Genomic DNA, 17,144 nt, shown 5'->3' with positions numbered 1-17,144 from the left:
TGTATCGCGGGCTCATGGTCTCGGGGCAAGGGGTTGACGTGGGTGATTACCGTCACTTAAGTTCGCGGGCAGCACGCATGTTCGTATTTCGTACAAAGCCCCCTAAATGCGGTACGGTTCCTACGCGCTCGACCGATTTGTCGCGTTGCCGCGTTGCCGCGTTGCCGGGTGATCCGGTGAACCGCCGCCCGCCGGCGGCCCCGCCGCGACCCGCCGCACCGCAGCAGACGCTTGGGCCCCGCCCGCTGCGATCGTAGATGGGCAGGGCCCGCGCGAGCCGAGCGCTCCGGGGGCCGCATGCGCTTACTCGCACCGAGGATTGAAGGGACCGGCGAGACCATGGACCGACCCGCCAGCAGCAGCCGCCACGAACCCCCCTTCCGCGCCGACCACGTGGGGAGCCTGCTGCGGCCGCGGCACCTCCTCGATGCCCGCGCCCGGCATGCCGAGGGCGCCGTCAGCGGCGAGGAGCTCCGCCGCATCGAGGACGAAGCCGTCCGCGAAGTCGTGCGGATGCAGGAGGAGGTCGGCCTGCAGTCGGCCACCGACGGCGAGTTCCGCCGCGCCTCGTGGCACATGGATTTCATCTACCAGCTCGGCGGTATCTCCAAGGCGGCCGGCGACATGCAGGTCACCTTCCACAACGCGCAGGGCGACATCGAGTTCACCCCGGCCGCGCTGGAGATCAGCGGCAAGGTCGGCCTGGAGCACACGGTCTTCGCCGACGACTTCGCCTTCCTGCGCGACACCGCCACCACCGCCACGCCCAAGCTGACCATCCCGTCGCCGAGCATGGTCCACTACCGCGGCGGGCAGGCCGCCATCGACCCCGCCGTCTACCCCGACACCGAAGAGTTCTGGAGCGACCTGTCGGCCGCCTACGCCGAACAGATCCACCGCATCGGCGAGATGGGGTGCAGCTACCTCCAGCTCGACGACACCAGCCTCGCCTACCTCAACGACCCCAACCAGCGCGCGATGATCGACGAGCGCGGCGACAACGGCGACAACCTGCACCGCCGCTACATCGCCCAGATCAACGCCGCCCTGGCCGGCCGCCCCGAAGGCATGCGCGTCACCACCCACATGTGCCGCGGCAACTTCCGCTCCTCCTGGGTGGCCGAGGGCGGCTACGACTTCGTCGCCGAGGAGCTGTTCGGCACCCTCGGTGTCGACGGCTACTTCCTCGAATTCGACGACGCCCGCTCCGGCGGGTTCGCACCCTTGCGCTTCGTCCCGCCGGGCAAATACGTGGCCCTGGGCCTGGTCACCACCAAGCGGGGTGCCCTGGAGAGCAAGGACGACCTCAAACGCCGCATTGACGAGGCGAGCCGCTACATTCCCCTTGAACAGTTGTGCCTCGCGCCGCAATGCGGATTCTCCAGCACCTTCGAAGGCAACGACCTCACCCATGACGAGCAGGTCGCCAAGCTGCGGCTGATCGTCGAGACCGCCGCCGAAGTCTGGGGATAACCCCCCACCGCGCCCGATCCGCGGCGTTTTCCCGACCTATTCACCCACCAGGAGACCCAACATGCGCCGGATGATCCTCCCTACGGCCGCTGTGGTCACCCTGCTCGCAAGCACAGCCTGCGGCGGAGGCGGCCAGGACAGCAGCGGTGGCGGCGACAGTGGCGGCACCAAGTCCATCACTGTCGGCGCGATCCCGATCGTCGATGTCGCGCCGCTGCACCTGGGCGTCGACAAGGGCATCTTCGAGAAACACGGCATCGACCTGGAGGTCAAGAACACCTCCGGCGGCGCCGAGGCGGTGCCCAGCGTCGTCGCGGGCGAGTTCGACTTCGCCTTCGGCAACGTCACCTCGCTCATGATCGGACGCGACAACGACCTGCCGCTGAAGGTCGTGGCCAACGGCGTGACCAGCATCGGCGAGCAGGGCGGAGACTTCGGCGGCGTAGTGGTGCCCGAGGGCAGCGAAATCACCGACGCCAAGCAGTTGGCGGACAAGACGATCGCCGTCAACAACCTGCAGAACATCGGCGACACCACCGTGCGCAACTCCGTGCGCAAGGCGGGCGGCGACTCCGACACCATCGAGTTCGTCGAACTGCCCTTCCCGGAGATGCCCGCGGCCCTGGAACGCGGCGACGTCGACGCCGCCTGGGTCGTCGAGCCGTTCCTGACGTCGTCGCTCAACAACGGCGCGACCGAGGTCGCCTCCAACTTCGTCGACGCCCACAAGGAACTGTCGGTGGCCTACTACTTCACCACCGAGCAGATGGTGAACCAGGACCCCGAGCTGGTGGCCGACTTCACCGCCGCCATTGAGGAGTCCCTCACCTACGCCGACGAGAACCCCGACGAGGTGCGCCGCATCCTCGGCGAGTACACCGAGATCGACGACAAGGTCATCCAGGAGATCCGCCTGCCGCGCTGGCCCAACGGCTACAACCAGGACTCCGCCCAGGCGGTCGCCGACCTGCTCATGCACGACGGTGTCGTGGAGTCCGAGCCCAAGCTGAACGAGTTTTTCTACAATGCAGGCTGACACTGAAACCGTCGGCAGCACGCGTCCCCCCGCCGGCCCTTCCAGGGCGGGGGGACGCCCCCGCACCGCATGGCGCCCGCCCGACCGGGCCCTGCTCGGCGCCGCCGGATCCGTGGCCTTCCTGCTGCTGTGGGAGGCCGTCCCGCGCCTGGGGCTGGTACCCGCCCGGTTCCTGCCGCCGGCCTCCGACGTGCTGGCCAAGCTCGGCGAGCGGCTGCTGCTGCCCGAGTTCTGGACCGCGGTGGGCCAAACGCTCACCACCTGGGGCCTGGGCCTGGCCATCTCGTTCGCGGCGGCCGCGGTGCTCGGGTTCGTCGTGGGGGCGGTCCCGGTCCTGCGGGCCTTCACCTCGTCCACGGTGGAGTTCCTGCGCCCCATCCCGTCGGTGGCGCTGATCCCGCTGGCCATCCTGCTGTACGGCACCGACATGGCCGCCACGCTGCTGCTGGTCATCTACGCCGCGTTCTGGCAGATCTACATCCAAGTGCTTTACGGCGTGGCCGACATCGACCCCGTCGCCGAGCAGACCGCCCGCTCCTACGGGCTGGGCCGGCTGGCCCGGCTGCGGTACGTGGCCTGGCCGTCGGCCCTGCCCTACATCCTGACCGGACTGCGGCTGGGCGCCGCCGTGGCGCTGATCCTGACCATCACCGGGCAGCTCGTCATCGGCACACCGGGCCTGGGCCAGCAGATCGCCCTCGCCAAGAGCAGCAACGCCACCGAGCTGGTCTACGCGCTCATCATCGCCACCGGCGTCCTCGGCGTCGCCGTCAACATCGGCGTGCGCGCCCTGGAGCGGCGGGCCCTGCGCTGGCACTCCTCGGTCCGCGGAGAGGAGAACGCGTGAGCACCACCCGAACCCCTGCCCGCACCCGAAGCGGTGCGGGCGGTGCCGGCCGCGCCGCCCGCCGCGCCGTGCAGGTCCTGCTGCTGCCCGTCGTGCTCATCGCGGTGTGGTGGGTGTCCAGCCTCGTGTCGGGCCTCTATTACCTGCCCACACCCGGCGAGATCGCAACCACCTTCGTCGAGGTCTGGGGTGCCGAGCGGTTCGCCGCCGACGTCCTGCCCAGCGTCGGCCGGCTGCTGGGCGGCTTCGCCCTGGGCACGTTGCTGGGTGTGGCGCTGGGCGTCGTGCTCGGGCTCTCGCCGCGCATCCGCGCCGTGACCGAACCGGTCCTGGAGTTCTTCCGCGCGATTCCGCCGCCCGTGCTGGTCCCGCTGCTGATGCTGTTCGTCGGTGTCAGCACCACGATGAAGCTCGCGGTGATCGTCTCCGGCTGCATCTGGCCCATCCTGCTCAACACCATCGAGGGCGTACGCGCCACCGACCCGGTGCTGGTGGACACCTGCCGCTGCTACGGCGTGCGCGGCCGGCGCTGGCTCACCACACTGGTGCTGCGTTCGGCCAGCCCGCAGATCATGGCCGGCATGCGCCAAGGGCTGTCCATCGCGATCATCCTGATGGTGATCAGCGAAATGTTCGCCAGCAGCAGCGGGCTGGGCCACACCATCATCCAGTTCCAGCGCACCTTCGCCATCCCGGAGATGTGGAGCGGCATCGTGCTGCTCGGCCTGCTCGGGTTCCTGCTCTCGGTGCTGTTCACGCTCGTCGAGCGGCAGGTGCTGGCTTGGTACAACGGCGTGCGCGCAGCGGCGCGCGGGGAGTGAACGAGAACCATGGCGACCGCACAGACCACGCACACCGCAGAATCCGCAGAATCCGCACCGAGTACTCCGCAGAAAGAGACCACCGCCCCGCACAAGAAGGCCGACATGCTCGACGTCACCGGAATGCAGAAGATCTACCCCGGCCAGCACGGTGAGGTCGAGGCGGTGCGCGACCTGACCTTCAGCCTCGGCGACGGCGAACTCGCCTGCCTGGTCGGCCCCTCGGGCTGCGGCAAGACGACGCTGCTCAAGTGCATCGCCGGGCTGATGAAGCCCACCGCCGGCAGCGTCACCCTGGCGGGCAAGTCCGTCACCGGCCCGCCGCCGGACATGGCCGTGGTCTTCCAGGAGTACAGCCGCAGCCTGTTCCCGTGGCTGCGCGTGCGCGAGAACGTGGAACTGCCGCTCAAGGAGAAGCGGCTGCCCAAGGCGCGCCGCCGCGAGCTCAGCGACCGGGCGCTGGAGGCCGTGGGACTGGCCAAGTCCGCCGGCGCCTACCCCTGGCAACTCTCCGGCGGCATGCAGCAGCGCGTGGCCATCGCGCGGGCCATCGCCTACGAGCCGCGCGTGCTGCTGATGGACGAGCCCTTCGCCGCGGTCGACGCCCAGACCCGGGCGGACCTGGAGGACCTCATCCGCTCGCTGTGGAAGCAGTTCTCCATGACGGTCCTGTTCGTCACCCACGACATCGACGAGGCCGTCTACCTGGGCCAGCGCGTACTGGTGATGTCGTCGTCGCCGACGGTCATCCAGGACGACGTTTCCATCGACCTCGCCGAGGAACGCGACCAGCTCGGCACCCGCGCCGAGCACCGCTTCGCCGAACTGCGTTCGCGTATCTACGCCGAGATCCGCAACGCGGCCCAACCCGCCGCCGAGCCCACCACCGAGCCCACCACCAAGGCCGCTGCCCAGACGCAGGAGGCCAAGGCCGAGTAAGGCGGGCGCGGCGGTCGGCTCGGGCCGGCACCGCAGCGGTACACAGATACGGGGGCGGTGGCGCAACAGCGCCGCCGCCCCGCTGTTCCGGCCCCTTCGGCCGGAGCCGGCCCGCTGGGGCGGGGCGGCCACGCCGTTTCGGCCCGCACCGCCTCCGCGGCCTCCCGCGCCGACCGAAAAACCGGGACGACCACGAAGGAGCGCGATGACACTGCTCAACGACCGCGAATGGCGCGGCAACGTCTTCACCGGATCCTGGCAGCCCGCCCAGGGCGGTGCCACGCCGGTCACCTCGCCCACCACGGGTACCGAGCTGGGCCGGATCGGATCGGCCGCGGCCGCCGACGTGGCCGAAGCCGCCGAACGCGCCGCCGAGGCGCAGCGGCACTGGGCCGCGGTGCCCTTCGAGGAGCGCGCCGCGGTCATGCGGCGGGCCGCCGCCAAGTTCGAGGAGGAGAGCGAGGAGATCTCCGCCTGGCTGCGGCACGAGGCCGGTTCGGCCCGCGGCAAGGCAGCCTACGAGGTCCACCTGGCCGTGACCGAGGCCCACGAGTGCGCGGCGCTGGCCTCCCAGCCCAACGGCGAGGTGCTGCGCAGTGCCCAGCCGCGGCTCAGCCTGGCCCGGCGGGTGCCGGTGGGCGTGGTCGGTGTCATCGCCCCGTTCAACTTCCCGCTGATCCTGGCCATGCGCTCGGTCGCCCCGGCGCTGGCCCTGGGCAACGCGGTGGTGCTCAAACCAGACCCGCGCACCGCGGTCTCCGGCGGCGCCGTGGTCGCCGAGGTGTTCCGCGAAGCCGGCCTGCCCCGCGGGCTGCTGCAGATGCTGCCCGGCGGCGCCGAGGCCGGCGAACAGCTCGTGGCCGACCGCAACACCGCCGTCATCTCCTTCACCGGCTCCACCGCCGCCGGCCGCAAGGTGGGCGAAGCCGCCGGCCGCCACCTCAAGCGGGTCCACCTGGAGCTGGGCGGCAACTCGCCGCTGGTCGTGCTGGACGACGCCGACGTCGACCGCGCCGCCTCCGTGGGCGCCTGGGGCTCGTTCCTGCACCAGGGCCAGATCTGCATGACCACCGGCCGCCACCTCGTGCACGAGTCGCTGGCCGACGCCTATGTGGAAAAGCTCGCCGCCAAGGCCGACGCCCTGGCAGTGGGCGACCCCGACCAGGAGGGCGTCGCCCTGGGCCCGATCATCGACGTGGGCCAGCGCGACCGGGTCCACGGCCTGGTCACCCGCAGCACCCGCGCGGGCGCGCAGGTGCGGGCCGGCGGTACCTACGACGCCCAGTTCTACCGGCCCACCGTGCTCGACGGCGTCACCCGAGACACACCGGCCTTCCACGAGGAGGTCTTCGGGCCGGTCGCGCCGGTCATCCGGTTCTCCACCCCCGACGAAGCCGCGAGCATCGCCGCGGACAGCGACTACGGCCTGTCCCTGGGCATCCTCACCGGCAACCCGATGCGCGGCATGGAACTGGCCGACCGCATCCCCACCGGGATCGTGCACATCAACGACCAGACCGTCGATGACGAGGCCGTGGCACCCTTCGGCGGCGTGGGCGCCTCGGGCACCGGTGCCCGGTTCGGCGGCACCCGCGCCAATCAGGAGGCGTTCACCGAGACGCAGTGGGTCACCATGCAGAGCGAGATCAAGCAGTACCCGTTCTAAGTACCGCCGCAACGGCGAGTGCATCCCCGGCGGAGCGGCCGGGCGCGGGCGGGCGGCCGCCTGCGCCCGGCCTGCGCTGATTGTGATTTTCTCGTTGCATGTCCGGTTTGAGGTCGCGTGCGCCCGCTGCCGCCCGTGGGCGCTAACCTGAAGGCATGTCCCGCCCGTACACCCTGCTGAGCTGCGCCATGTCGCTCGACGGGTACATCGACGACGCCGGGCCCGACCGGCTGCGGCTGTCATCCGAAGCGGACTTCGACGAGGTCGACGAGCTGCGGGCCGGCTGCGACGCCATCCTCGTTGGCGCCGGCACCGTCCGCAGCGACGACCCGCGGCTGCTCGTCCGGTCCCCGGAGCGCCGCCGGCGGCGGCTGGCGGCCGGCACGACCGCCGACCCGGTCAAGGTGGTCCTCAGCGAACGCGGCGGCGTGGACCCCGCCGCACGGGTGTTCACCACCGGCGACGCCGCCAAGCTGGTCTACGTCGGGGCCGACGCCCACCCCGCCGCCGCGCGCCGGTTCGCCGCTGCGGGCGCGGGCGCCCCGGAGGTGGAGGTCGCCGCCGCCGATCCGGGCAGCCTCACCGGCATCCTCGCCGACCTCGCCCGGCGCGGTATCGAACGGCTGCTGGTCGAAGGCGGCACGGCCGTGCACACCCGCTTCCTTACCGCCGGGCTGGCCGATGAGCTGCGTGTGGCGGTGGCACCGTTCTTCGTCGGCGACCCGGCCGCGCCGCGTTTCGTCGACCCGGGCGAATTCGCCAACGGCCCCGCCGCCCCGATGCGCCTGGCCGGGGTCCGCTCCGTTGGCGGCACGGCGGTGCTGCACTACCGGCCCCGCGAGCCCCGCGACCAAGGGGCTGTTGCCCGGTGAAGCCGCCGGCATCGCCGCCCAGGACCGTACTGCGGCCCGGCGGCGGCCCCGAACCCGCAGGCGGCGACCGCCGATGGCTGCGCGCGGCCATCGACCTGTCGCGCCGGTGCCCGCCCTCGGACACCGCGTTCTCCGTGGGCGCGATCGTGGTGGACGCCGACGGCGAGGTGGTCGCCGAGGGGTATTCGCGGCGCGACAGTCCCGGCGACCACGCCGAGGAGGCCGCGCTGCGCGGCATCGACCCCGCCGATCCCCGGCTGGCCGCGGCGACCCTCTACAGCTCGCTGGAACCCTGCAGCCGCCGGTTCTCGCGGCCGCGCACCTGCACCCGGATCATCCTGGACACGCCGATCCCGCGCATCGTCATCGCCTGGCGCGAACCCGCGGTCTTTGTCGAGGGCGAAGGCACCGAGTTGCTGGTCCGGGCGGGCCGCACGGTCGTGGAGGACACCGCCCTTGCCCAGGAGGCGCGCCGGGTCAACGCCCACCTGCTGGGGTAGGGCGCCCGCCGGCCGGCGGGCCCGGCGAGCCGCGGCGCGGCCTCACAGCCGGTTGACGTCGATGACCCGGACGACCGCGTGGCCGAGTTCGTCGGAGGCGGCGAGGTCGACCTCGGCGCTGATGCCCCAGTCGCGGTCGCCGCTAGGGTCGTCGAAGACCTGGCGGACCTGCCACATGCCGTCGCGTTCCTCGATCTGCAGCATGCCCGGGCCGCGGGCGTTGGGGCCGATGCCGAGGTCGTCGTGTTCGGCGAAGTAATCGTCCATGGCCTCCTCCCAGGACTCGGCGTCCCAGCCGTCCTCGGAGTCGAGCGCGCCGAGATCGGCGTAGCGGGCCAGCGCGGCGAGTTCGACGCGGCGGAACATCGCATTGCGCACCAGTACCCGGAACGCCCGCGGGTTGGCGGTGACCGGTTTGACGCGTTCCTCGGTCGGGGCATCGGCGGTCGGGTCGTCGGCCGGGTTGGTGAGCTGCTCCCATTCGTCCAGCAGGCTGGAGTCGACCTGGCGGACGAGTTCGCCCAGCCACTCGATGAGGTCGCGCAGCTCCTCGGTCTTGGCGTCCTCGGGCACGGTCTGGCTGAGGGCCTTGTAGGCGCTGGCGAGGTAGCGCAGCACCAGGCCTTCGGAACGCGCGAGCTCGTAGTAGCCCACGTAGTCGGTGAAGGTCATGGCGCGCTCGAAGAGGTCGCGGGCCACCGACTTGGGGCGCAGCGGGTGGTCGCCGACCCAGGGGTGGCCGCGCCGGTAGACCTCGTAGGCGTGGTCGAGCAGTTCCTCCAGCGGCTTGGGGTACTCGATCTCCTCAAGCCGTTCCATGCGTTCTTCGTACTCGACGCCGTCGGCCTTCATCTGCGCCACGGCCTCGCCGCGGGCCTTGTTGAGCTGGGCACCGAGGATCTGGCGCGGGTCGTCCAAGGTGGACTCGACCACGGTGAGCACATCAAGGGGGTAGGTGGGCGCGGCGGGGTCGAGGAGTTCCAGTGCCGCCAGCGCGAACGTGGACAGCGGCTGGTTCAGCGCGAAGTCGGGCTGGAGGTCGACCGTGAGCCGGGCGACGCGGCCGTTGGAATCGGGTTCGTCCAGCCGTTCGACGATCCCGCCGTCGATCAGCGAACGGTAGATGGCGATGGCCTCGCTGATGTGCCTGCGCTGCACAGGCCGTTCGTCGTGGTTGTCGGTGAGCAGGTGGCGCATGCCCGCGAAGCAGTCGCCGGGGCGGGCGATGACGCTCAGCAGCATCGAGTTGCTGACCTTGAAACGCGACTTCAGCGGTTCGGGTTCGGCCGAGATCAGTTTCTCGAAGGTGTTCTGGTCCCAGCCGACGAAGCCGTCGGGCGCTTTCTTGCGGACGACCTTGCGCCGTTTCTTGGCGTCGTCGCCCGCCTTGGCCAGCGCTTTTTCGTTCTCGACGACGTGTTCGGGCGCCTGCACCACCACGTTGCCGGCGGTGTCGTAGCCGGCGCGGCCGGCCCGCCCGGCGATCTGGTGGAACTCGCGGGCGGACAGCCGCCGCACGCGCTGGCCGTCGTACTTGCTGAGCGCGGTGAACAGCACCGTGCGGATGGGGACGTTGACCCCCACACCGAGGGTGTCGGTGCCGCAGATGACCTTGAGCAGCCCGGCCTGGGCCAGGCGTTCGACCAGGCGCCGGTACTTGGGCAGCATGCCCGCGTGGTGCACGCCGATGCCGTGCCGTACGTAGCGGGACAGGTTGCGGCCGAACTTCGTGGTGAAGCGGAAGTTGCCGATCTCCTTGGCGATGGCGTCTTTCTCGGCCCGGGAGCACATGTTGATGCTGGTCAGCGACTGGGCGCGCTCGATCGCCTGCGCCTGGGTGAAGTGCACGATGTAGACCGGGGCCCCGTGGGTCTCCAGCAGTTCCTCAAGGGTCTCGTGCATCGGCGTGGTGCGGTAGGAGTAGTACAGCGGGACCGGGCGTTCGGCGGAGCTGACCACGGTGGTGGGCCGGTCGGTGCGGCGGGTGAGGTCGGTCTCGAAACGGGTGACATCGCCCAGGGTGGCCGACATCAGCAGGAACTGCACCTGCGGGAGCTCCAGCAGCGGCACTTGCCAGGCCCAACCGCGGTCGGGATCGCCGTAGAAGTGGAATTCGTCCATGACCACAGTGCCGATGTCGGCTTCGGCGCCGTCGCGCAGTGCGATCTGGGCCAGGACCTCGGCGGTGCAGCACACGATGGGGGCATCGGCGTTGACACTGGCGTCGCCGGTCATCATGCCGACGTTGTCGGTGCCGAAGACGGCGCACAGTTCGAAGAACTTCTCCGAGACCAGGGCCTTGATGGGCGCGGTGTAGAAAGCGCAGTGGTCGCGGCCGAGCGCCGCGAACAGCGCACCCGCCGCCACCAGGCTCTTCCCGGATCCGGTGGGGGTGCTCAGGATGACGTTGGCGCCCGACACCACCTCGATGAGGGCTTCTTCCTGGTGCGAGTAGAGGGTGAGCCCGCGGTCCTCGGCCCACGACGCGAACGCTTCGAAGAGGGAATCGGGTTCGGGGCGGGCGGGAAGCTGATCGATGAGACTCACGCATTCCATACTGCCTGCTCCCGGCGACCGCCCGGGCCACTCGTCCACAGGCGCCAACGCACCTCTGCGCGCGGCCGTACCCGCCCATGCCCTGCGCACAGGCCTGCGCCGCCGGTGTCCCGGCGTTCCCCCGCGAAGCGAGCCGGACCGGACAGACCGGTCGGTACTGCTGCGGATGTTGTCAACGTGGCTTTCTGCATCAAATGAGGGGGTAGTGCACGGAGGTACAGGGGTAGGAATGTGTCGGTAAATGTCCGGTCTATGGAAACGTATCTGGCCGCTATGTGCTGTGCCGCTGCCGTTGGCCTCGGCGCCTGCGCCGCTGATCAGCGTGTGCAGCGCTGGAGGCCGGATTCAATCGGTCGGCCACGGCTCGACCACGGGCCTCAACCGCTCGGCGCACGACGGGTAGGGAGCTTCACCATCTTCCGCAATTGCTACCGAACTCCTCGAGAGCGGCAAAGGGGCATCGTGCTACTCTCACCGGGCCCGAACTACTGGCCCGTGACTTGTTGACGCCGTACCGCATTCGGCGCGTCCCAAGGACCTCGACCATTTACTGCTGGAAGTCCGTGCTCGGGAGCGCTTCCCCGATCGGACCATCACCTAAACCGTCGATGTCCGGCCGCGCCGACCGGGGCGCGGCCAACTGTCCCGGCGACCGACCTAAAGATCGTCGGATCCCAGCTAATCCGCCTGGTCAAAAGCGTCGGCCGCAACCTCACCCTGTCCAAACCAGCTATGAACATCGACAAGGCCTGACAACCATGACCAGATCAGCGCACTGTATTTACAACGGCACAGGTCCGTACCGTGCCCGCACCCCCATCGCGCCCGACGGCACGCTGCTTCCCACCGACTCTGTGTCACCAGCGGAGGCTCTTGCCGCGGCGGTGGTGCAGGACCACCGCACCCGGAACTCCACCCTGGCGGCTGCGGCAACGGGCGTACCGCGGCCCCGGGCGGCGGCGATGGCCGTCACCGCCGCGCAGACGGAGGCGGCCGACGGAGGTGCGCAGTGACACGGAGGATCCTGATCGTGGGAGCCGGGCAGTCCGGCCTGCACTTGGCCCACGGCCTGCAGAGCAGTGGGGATTACACGGTCACCGTGATGACGGCGCAGCCCCCCGAGGAGATCCGCACCGCGCCCCCGTCGATCACGCAGTTCTCGCTTCCGACCGCGCGGGAGGCCGAACAGCGGCTGGGGTTGGATTTCTACGCCGATCTCGCCCCCGGCCTCACCGGCGCCCACATGGAGCTGTACCCGCCCCACACCCCCGAGCCGCTGGTGGCTTCGGGCTACTTCGGAGGCCACGCAGTAGCGGTTGACGCCCGCCATAAGCAGGCCGACTGGCTGGAATACCTGGACGAGCGCGGCGCGAAGATCGTCTACAACGGTTGCACTGAAAGCGATCTGTCCTACTTCACGCGGATGTACGACCTCGTCGTGGTCGCCACCGGCGGAGCCGAGCTGGGCCAGACCTTCCCCGACATCACCGCGGACGGGGCGGGCTCCTACCCGCGGGTGGTGACCCAGGTGCTGTGCGAAGGCATCGATCCCAGCCCGTCCGGCCCGGAATACGTCGAGGTGATCTCCTCGCCGCTGGGCCGCATCCTCATCACGCCGATCCTCAGCCCGTACGGGCCCGCCACGTCGCTCTGCGTGATGGACGACCCCGGCGGGCCCTTGGACGGTTCCCACCTGCGGCCCGCACGCGGACGCCCCGAACCGGCCGCGGTAACCGCATGGATCACCGAGACCCTCCGCAAGCACTTCCCCGAAGTGGCGCCGCGGGTGCGCAACGCCGCGCCGATCGACGCCCACGCCGCGCTGGTGGCCAAGGTGCGCCCGCACATGCGTGCCCCCGTCGCCGCACTGGGCGGCGGCCATGTGCTCGGGTTGGCCGACACCGTGGTCCACACCGACCCGCTGGCCGGCCAGGGCTGGTCCGTCTCCAGCCTGGCCGCCGACACCTACCTGCAGCGCATCCGCGACCACGGCGACCAGGAGTTCACGCCGGAGTGGATGCGGGAGACCTTCGCCGCGTCCTGGGACAACGGCGTCGATGCGGCCCACCGGCTCAGCGCCGCGCTGCACGGAATGTGGGAACCGGATGCCCCCGCCCACATGGCCGAGGTACTGGCGGCCGCAACCCAGTACCCCGAGGTGGCCAACCGCTTCATGGCCGGATTCGCCGACCCGAGCGACTACGACGAATGGCTCTACGACCCTGAGACGGCCCGCGCCTATCTCGACACGGTCACCCGCCCCCCGGCCTGACCCTCCCCATTCCCCCCTCGGTCGTCTGATCCCCGTCCCCTCAGGAGGCCCAGCCATGTCCGTCCACTCGTCCACCCCGCCTGAACCCGCCCCCGGCGCCACGCCCTCGGCTACACCCAATCAGCGGATGTGGAACCGCCGCATCATGTCCCGGTACGACCTCTTCGTCGTCCACGGCACCTACCGGTTCTTGTGGGGCTGCCCCCACCCGCGGGTCGGTGCCCTGTACTCCGCAGCGGTCCGTCCCGGCGCCACCATGCTGGAGGTCGGGCCGGGCGCCGGCTACTTCCTGGACCGGCTCAACCCGGACGACCTCGACCTGCACCTGCTCGACATCCACGACGGCCCCTTGGAGACGACCGCCGCGCGTCTGGCCCGCTACACCCCCACGACGCACCGGCACGACGCTCTGCAGCCCTTCCCGCTTCAGCCGGGCAGTGTCGACGTGGTCTCGATGTCGATGGTGCTGCACTGCCTGCCCGGTTCTTCCATCGCGGAGAAGGCGCCGGTGTTCGACAACATCGCCGCGGTGCTCAAGCCGACCAGTGGGACGTTCATCGGCGCCACCGTCCTCCGCCACGGGGCCGGCCTCAGCGCGATAGGCCGGGCCGGGCTGAGATACCTCAACGCCAAGGACGCTTTCCGCAACAGCGGCGACTCCCTGACGGATTTGTCGAGGGTGCTGCACGACCGCTTCACCGACGTGCGGTTGGCGGTGTGCGGTTCGGTGGCGTTGTGGCAGGTGAAGGCCAAGTAGGCTCTTCGGGCGCCGGCTTCGCCGGTCTCGTGGACGACTGAGCCATCCGATCGGGGCCCGGCCTTGTGCCGGGCCTTTTTCGTCCGCGGCGAGCCGGCGAGCCGCTCCAACCGCGTACCTGCGGTGCCCGCTGCCCCGGCTGCCGCGAGCAAGGACGCTCCGGCCCGATACGTCGGGTTCAGCGGCGCCGGTAAGCCGTGCCGGCCCGGACCCGGGCCGGCACGGACGCGCTCGGCTCGCTCAGATCAATCCGAGCTTGCGGACGGTGTCGCGCTCCTCGGTGAGTTCCTGCACGGAGGCATCGATGCGCTCGCGCGAGAACGAGTCGATCTCCAGGCCCGGCACGACCTCCCAGCGCCCGCCGCGCGAGACCGCGGGGAAGGACGAGATGAGCCCCTCGGGCACGCCGTAGGAGCCGTCCGAGGTGAACGCCGCCGAGGTCCAGTCGCCCTCGGGGGTGCCGTTGACCCAGTCGTAGACGTGGTCGATGGCGGCATTGGCGGCCGAGGCCGCCGAGGACGCGCCGCGCGCCTCGATGATCGCCGCGCCGCGCTTGGCCACGGTGGGGATGAACTCGTCGCTCAGCCACGCCTGGTCGCCGACCGCTTCGGCGGCGTTGGTGCCGTTGACCTCGGCGTGGAAGATGTCGGGGTACTGCGTCGCCGAGTGGTTGCCCCAGATCGCCAGCTTCTTGATATCGGTGACCGAAACGCCGAGCTTCTTGGCGAGCTGGGTCAGCGCCCGGTTGTGGTCCAGGCGCGTCATGGCGGTGAACCGCTCAGCGGGGACATCGGGCGCGTGGGCCTGGGCGATCAGCGCGTTGGTGTTGGCGGGGTTGCCCACGACCAGCACCCGCACGTCATCGGCGGCACCGGCGTTGATCGCCTCGCCCTGGGGCTTGAAGATTCCGCCGTTGGCCTCAAGCAGGTCGCCGCGCTCCATGCCCTTGGCGCGCGGGCGGGCGCCCACGAGAAGGCCGACGTTGGCGCCCTCGAACGCCGGACGCGCGTCGTCGAAGATGTCGATGCCCTGCAGGAGCGGGAACGCGCAGTCGTCCAGCTCCATGGCGGTGCCCTCGGCGGCCTTGACGGCCTGGGGGATCTCCAGCAGACGCAGCTTGACGGGCGTATCGGGGCCCAGAAGCTGACCCGAGGCGATGCGGAACAGCAGCGCGTAGCCGATCTGACCGGCTGCCCCGGTGACGGTGACGTTGACAGGTACTTGGGCCATGACCTTCTTCTCCTGATGACGGTTGTGCGACCCGCGATGCTATCCCCGCCCCGCGGCCGCCCGGCGCCCCCGCTCCCCGCACACGGCACCCGCCGGCGCTGGTGAACGGCGCCGCGGCCTCCCACCCTAGCCCGGCCGCGATCCCGGCTTGCGCCCCGCCCCACCGGGTGCGGCGGCGGCCGCTGCCGGCGCCGCTGCGCATTCGGCCGTCCCTACTCGTTTCCGGCAGAATGGGATGCGCGCGGTGCTGTTAAGATGACGGCGTTCCCGACCGAGCACCCGGCCGGGCAGCCATCGGCGGGACGCAATCCCGCCCCGTGGCGGGGCGGTAGCTCAGCTGGTCAGAGCAGAGGACTCATAATCCTTGGGTCGCGGGTTCGAGCCCCGCCCGCCCTACGTGTCCCGAGTAGGACTCAGCGCCGCTGACCTGGTGTGAACAGGTCGGCGGCGACATGGCGAGCCCGCCGGTTCAGTCCCGGGCGGCCCGGCGGACCAGGTCCACTACGGCTTCGCGGGCTTCGCGCAGCGGGTACCCCGGATCTTGCAGCGACTCGGCGACCACCGCGTCGATCGCGCCGTTGACCATGATGGCCTGGGTCCGCGCGTCGACCGAGCCGCGGTGCTCGCCCGCCGCCTGCGCCCTTTCGATGAGGCCCGCGAGGTCGCTCCACCGCGCCGGCGAGGCGGGCGAGTCGGTGATACCGGTGGCGTTGTCCGGTTGCAGCGCCTCGACCAGCAGGCGCACGTGGTCGGGGTGGTCGGCCATGTAGTCGATCATCGCCGCGACGTAGGTTTCGACCGCCTCCTGCGGCCCGGCCGCCGACTCGATGCGCGCACCGACGTGCTCGGCGATGCCGTCGGTGACCTTGCGGTAGGCCGCCGCGATGACTGCGCTTTTGGTGGAGAAGTGGTAGAGCACCGCGGCCTTGGAGATCGACGCGGCCTCGGCGATGCGGGCCAGAGAGGTGGCGGCGTACCCGCGCTCGGCGATCAGCCGGATCGTCACGCCGACGAGCTGCTCGCGGCGGGCGCGTTCGGTGAAGCTCAGCGGCTTGGCCGGCGCGGGGAAGGGGCCGGGGTCGGCCATCGGTGTCCTTTCACTTGGGCCACTCGGGCCATTGGGCCAGGTGGGCTGGGTGGGCTACTCGGGCCCCTCAAGCCGCGGAGCCCAGGAAGTCAGCGAGGTCGGCGGCGATCCGGTCGGGGTACTCGCCGTTGATGGCGTGCGAGGCCTGCGGGTAGACCCGGACGGATTCGTCGCCGAGCGCGCGCCTCGCCGTTGCGGTCGCCTCGGCCGGGTCGTGCATGACCGACTCGCCCGCGATGAACGCGAGGACCGGCGGCCGCACCCCGGCGAGCCGGTCTTCGGGAATGCGGGCCGGTGCCGGCAGCTTCAGCGCGTAGTTGCGCATCCCCGATTCGATCATCCGGGCCACCGGGGTGTCGCCGGCGGGTGCGCCCCCCGCCGTCCACGAGTTGAATCCCTCGCGCCAACTCCGGGGCAGCCAGGGCACCGATGCGGGGATCGAGCGCACAACGGTTTCCAGGGGCATGCCGTCGAACACGAAGACGGGGTCGACCAGAGTCAGCGTGGCGATCCCCTCGGGCCTGCGCAGCGCGGCGTTCGCGGCGGTCCAGCCCCCGATCGACAGGCCCAGCAGGTGCACCCGGTCGGCGGGCAGGGCCTGCAGGGCCTGGTGCAGCCAGCGCGCCTGGTCGGCTGCAGTGCCGATGGGACGGCTCTGCACGCTCTTCCCGGGTTCGCCGAGCAGGTCGAGGGTGTAGACGTCGCGCACGCCCAGCAGCGCCGGCAGGTTGTCGGCCCAGACCGGAGAGGCTGAGGCCGTGCCGGGCAGCAGCACCAGCGGCGCGCCCTCAGCGGGTCCGTCGAAGCGGTAGGCCCGCACGATCCCGTGGTCGGTGCGCAGGTCCAAGGCCGCATCGGGCTCGGGGAGCTCGGCCATGGCCCGGTCGTAGGCCGCCATGTAGTCGTCGTGGGCGCCGGCGGAGGTGAAGTGCCCGACGGGCGCTCCATCGGGGACGGCCGACCCGGCCAGGACCAGCCCGGCGGCAATGACGAGCACCACCCAGCGGCGGCGGCGTTTCCCGGGCGAGACGGGAGCGGAGGCGGAGGCGGTGCTGTCTTCGGCCATCGGAACCCTCTCAACTTACCGA

General features: G+C 70.7%; 15 protein-coding genes and 1 tRNA gene. 12 read left to right on the top strand and 4 right to left on the bottom strand.

The window, feature by feature from the left end:
- Positions 1-339 precede the first annotated feature (339 nt).
- The 8 genes from ACYVD5_RS26765 (at position 340) to ACYVD5_RS26730 (ending at position 8,154) form a co-directional block, all read left to right on the top strand.
- Positions 340-1,473: a 5-methyltetrahydropteroyltriglutamate--homocysteine S-methyltransferase gene (locus tag ACYVD5_RS26765; RefSeq protein WP_461003931.1), complete on the top strand. Its 1,134-nt coding sequence runs from the start codon at positions 340-342 to the stop codon at positions 1,471-1,473.
- A gap of 70 nt (positions 1,474-1,543) precedes the next feature.
- Positions 1,544-2,509, top strand: coding sequence for an ABC transporter substrate-binding protein (locus tag ACYVD5_RS26760; protein WP_461003930.1), 966 nt, complete (start codon positions 1,544-1,546; stop codon positions 2,507-2,509).
- Entirely contained in the window at positions 2,499-3,356 is an 858-nt protein-coding gene (locus tag ACYVD5_RS26755; protein ID WP_461003929.1) for an ABC transporter permease, read from the top strand. Before ACYVD5_RS26760 ends, ACYVD5_RS26755 begins: the two co-directional genes overlap by 11 nt.
- Positions 3,353-4,177 carry an ABC transporter permease gene (locus ACYVD5_RS26750; protein ID WP_461003928.1) on the top strand — a complete coding sequence of 275 codons (825 nt, stop codon included), beginning with the start codon at positions 3,353-3,355 and terminating at the stop codon, positions 4,175-4,177. Before ACYVD5_RS26755 ends, ACYVD5_RS26750 begins: the two co-directional genes overlap by 4 nt.
- 105 nt (positions 4,178-4,282) lie before the next feature.
- Positions 4,283-5,116, top strand: a complete 834-nt coding sequence (locus tag ACYVD5_RS26745) for an ABC transporter ATP-binding protein (RefSeq protein WP_461003951.1) — start codon at positions 4,283-4,285, stop codon at positions 5,114-5,116.
- Between the two features lie 205 nt (positions 5,117-5,321).
- Entirely contained in the window at positions 5,322-6,782 is a 1,461-nt protein-coding gene (locus ACYVD5_RS26740; protein WP_461003927.1) for an aldehyde dehydrogenase family protein, read from the top strand.
- Between the two features lie 155 nt (positions 6,783-6,937).
- Entirely contained in the window at positions 6,938-7,654 is a 717-nt protein-coding gene (locus tag ACYVD5_RS26735; RefSeq protein ID WP_461003926.1) for a RibD family protein, read from the top strand.
- The gene (locus tag ACYVD5_RS26730; RefSeq protein WP_461003925.1) at positions 7,651-8,154 is read left to right on the top strand and encodes a deaminase; all 504 of its coding nucleotides are present in this window, start codon (positions 7,651-7,653) and stop codon (positions 8,152-8,154) included. The genes ACYVD5_RS26735 and ACYVD5_RS26730 overlap by 4 nt, the downstream gene beginning before the upstream one ends.
- Before the next feature lie 42 nt (positions 8,155-8,196).
- Here ACYVD5_RS26730 and ACYVD5_RS26725 read toward each other — a convergent pair whose 3' ends face one another.
- Positions 8,197-10,710, bottom strand: a complete 2,514-nt coding sequence (locus tag ACYVD5_RS26725; RefSeq protein ID WP_461003924.1) for a DEAD/DEAH box helicase — start codon at positions 10,708-10,710, stop codon at positions 8,197-8,199.
- A gap of 758 nt (positions 10,711-11,468) precedes the next feature.
- Here ACYVD5_RS26725 and ACYVD5_RS26720 point away from each other — a divergent pair.
- From ACYVD5_RS26720 to ACYVD5_RS26710, 3 genes are read left to right on the top strand one after another with little or no spacing between them, the layout of a single operon-like run.
- The gene (locus ACYVD5_RS26720) at positions 11,469-11,723 is read left to right on the top strand and encodes a hypothetical protein (protein ID WP_461003923.1); all 255 of its coding nucleotides are present in this window, start codon (positions 11,469-11,471) and stop codon (positions 11,721-11,723) included.
- The gene (locus ACYVD5_RS26715; protein WP_461003922.1) at positions 11,720-12,982 is read left to right on the top strand and encodes a styrene monooxygenase/indole monooxygenase family protein; all 1,263 of its coding nucleotides are present in this window, start codon (positions 11,720-11,722) and stop codon (positions 12,980-12,982) included. Before ACYVD5_RS26720 ends, ACYVD5_RS26715 begins: the two co-directional genes overlap by 4 nt.
- Positions 12,983-13,037: 55 nt before the next feature.
- On the top strand, positions 13,038-13,739 hold the full coding sequence (locus ACYVD5_RS26710; protein ID WP_461003921.1) for a class I SAM-dependent methyltransferase: 702 nt from the start codon (positions 13,038-13,040) through the stop codon (positions 13,737-13,739).
- A 240-nt stretch (positions 13,740-13,979) separates the two neighbouring features.
- On the opposite strand, the gene ACYVD5_RS26705 is transcribed toward ACYVD5_RS26710, so the two are convergent.
- Positions 13,980-14,969: a malate dehydrogenase gene (locus ACYVD5_RS26705; RefSeq protein WP_461003920.1), complete on the bottom strand. Its 990-nt coding sequence runs from the start codon at positions 14,967-14,969 to the stop codon at positions 13,980-13,982.
- Between the two features lie 322 nt (positions 14,970-15,291).
- Between ACYVD5_RS26705 and ACYVD5_RS26700 the strand changes: the two genes are divergently transcribed.
- Positions 15,292-15,365: transfer RNA gene (locus tag ACYVD5_RS26700), tRNA-Ile, on the top strand.
- Positions 15,366-15,438: 73 nt separating this feature from the next.
- Here ACYVD5_RS26700 and ACYVD5_RS26695 read toward each other — a convergent pair.
- Positions 15,439-16,056: a TetR/AcrR family transcriptional regulator gene (locus ACYVD5_RS26695; RefSeq protein WP_461003919.1), complete on the bottom strand. Its 618-nt coding sequence runs from the start codon at positions 16,054-16,056 to the stop codon at positions 15,439-15,441.
- A 67-nt stretch (positions 16,057-16,123) separates the two neighbouring features.
- The gene (locus ACYVD5_RS26690) at positions 16,124-17,122 is read right to left on the bottom strand and encodes an alpha/beta fold hydrolase (RefSeq protein WP_461003918.1); all 999 of its coding nucleotides are present in this window, start codon (positions 17,120-17,122) and stop codon (positions 16,124-16,126) included.
- Positions 17,123-17,144 lie beyond the last annotated feature (22 nt).

Source organism: Streptomonospora sediminis (assembly GCF_054778995.1).
This window is presented reverse-complemented; position numbering and strand designations above follow the sequence as displayed.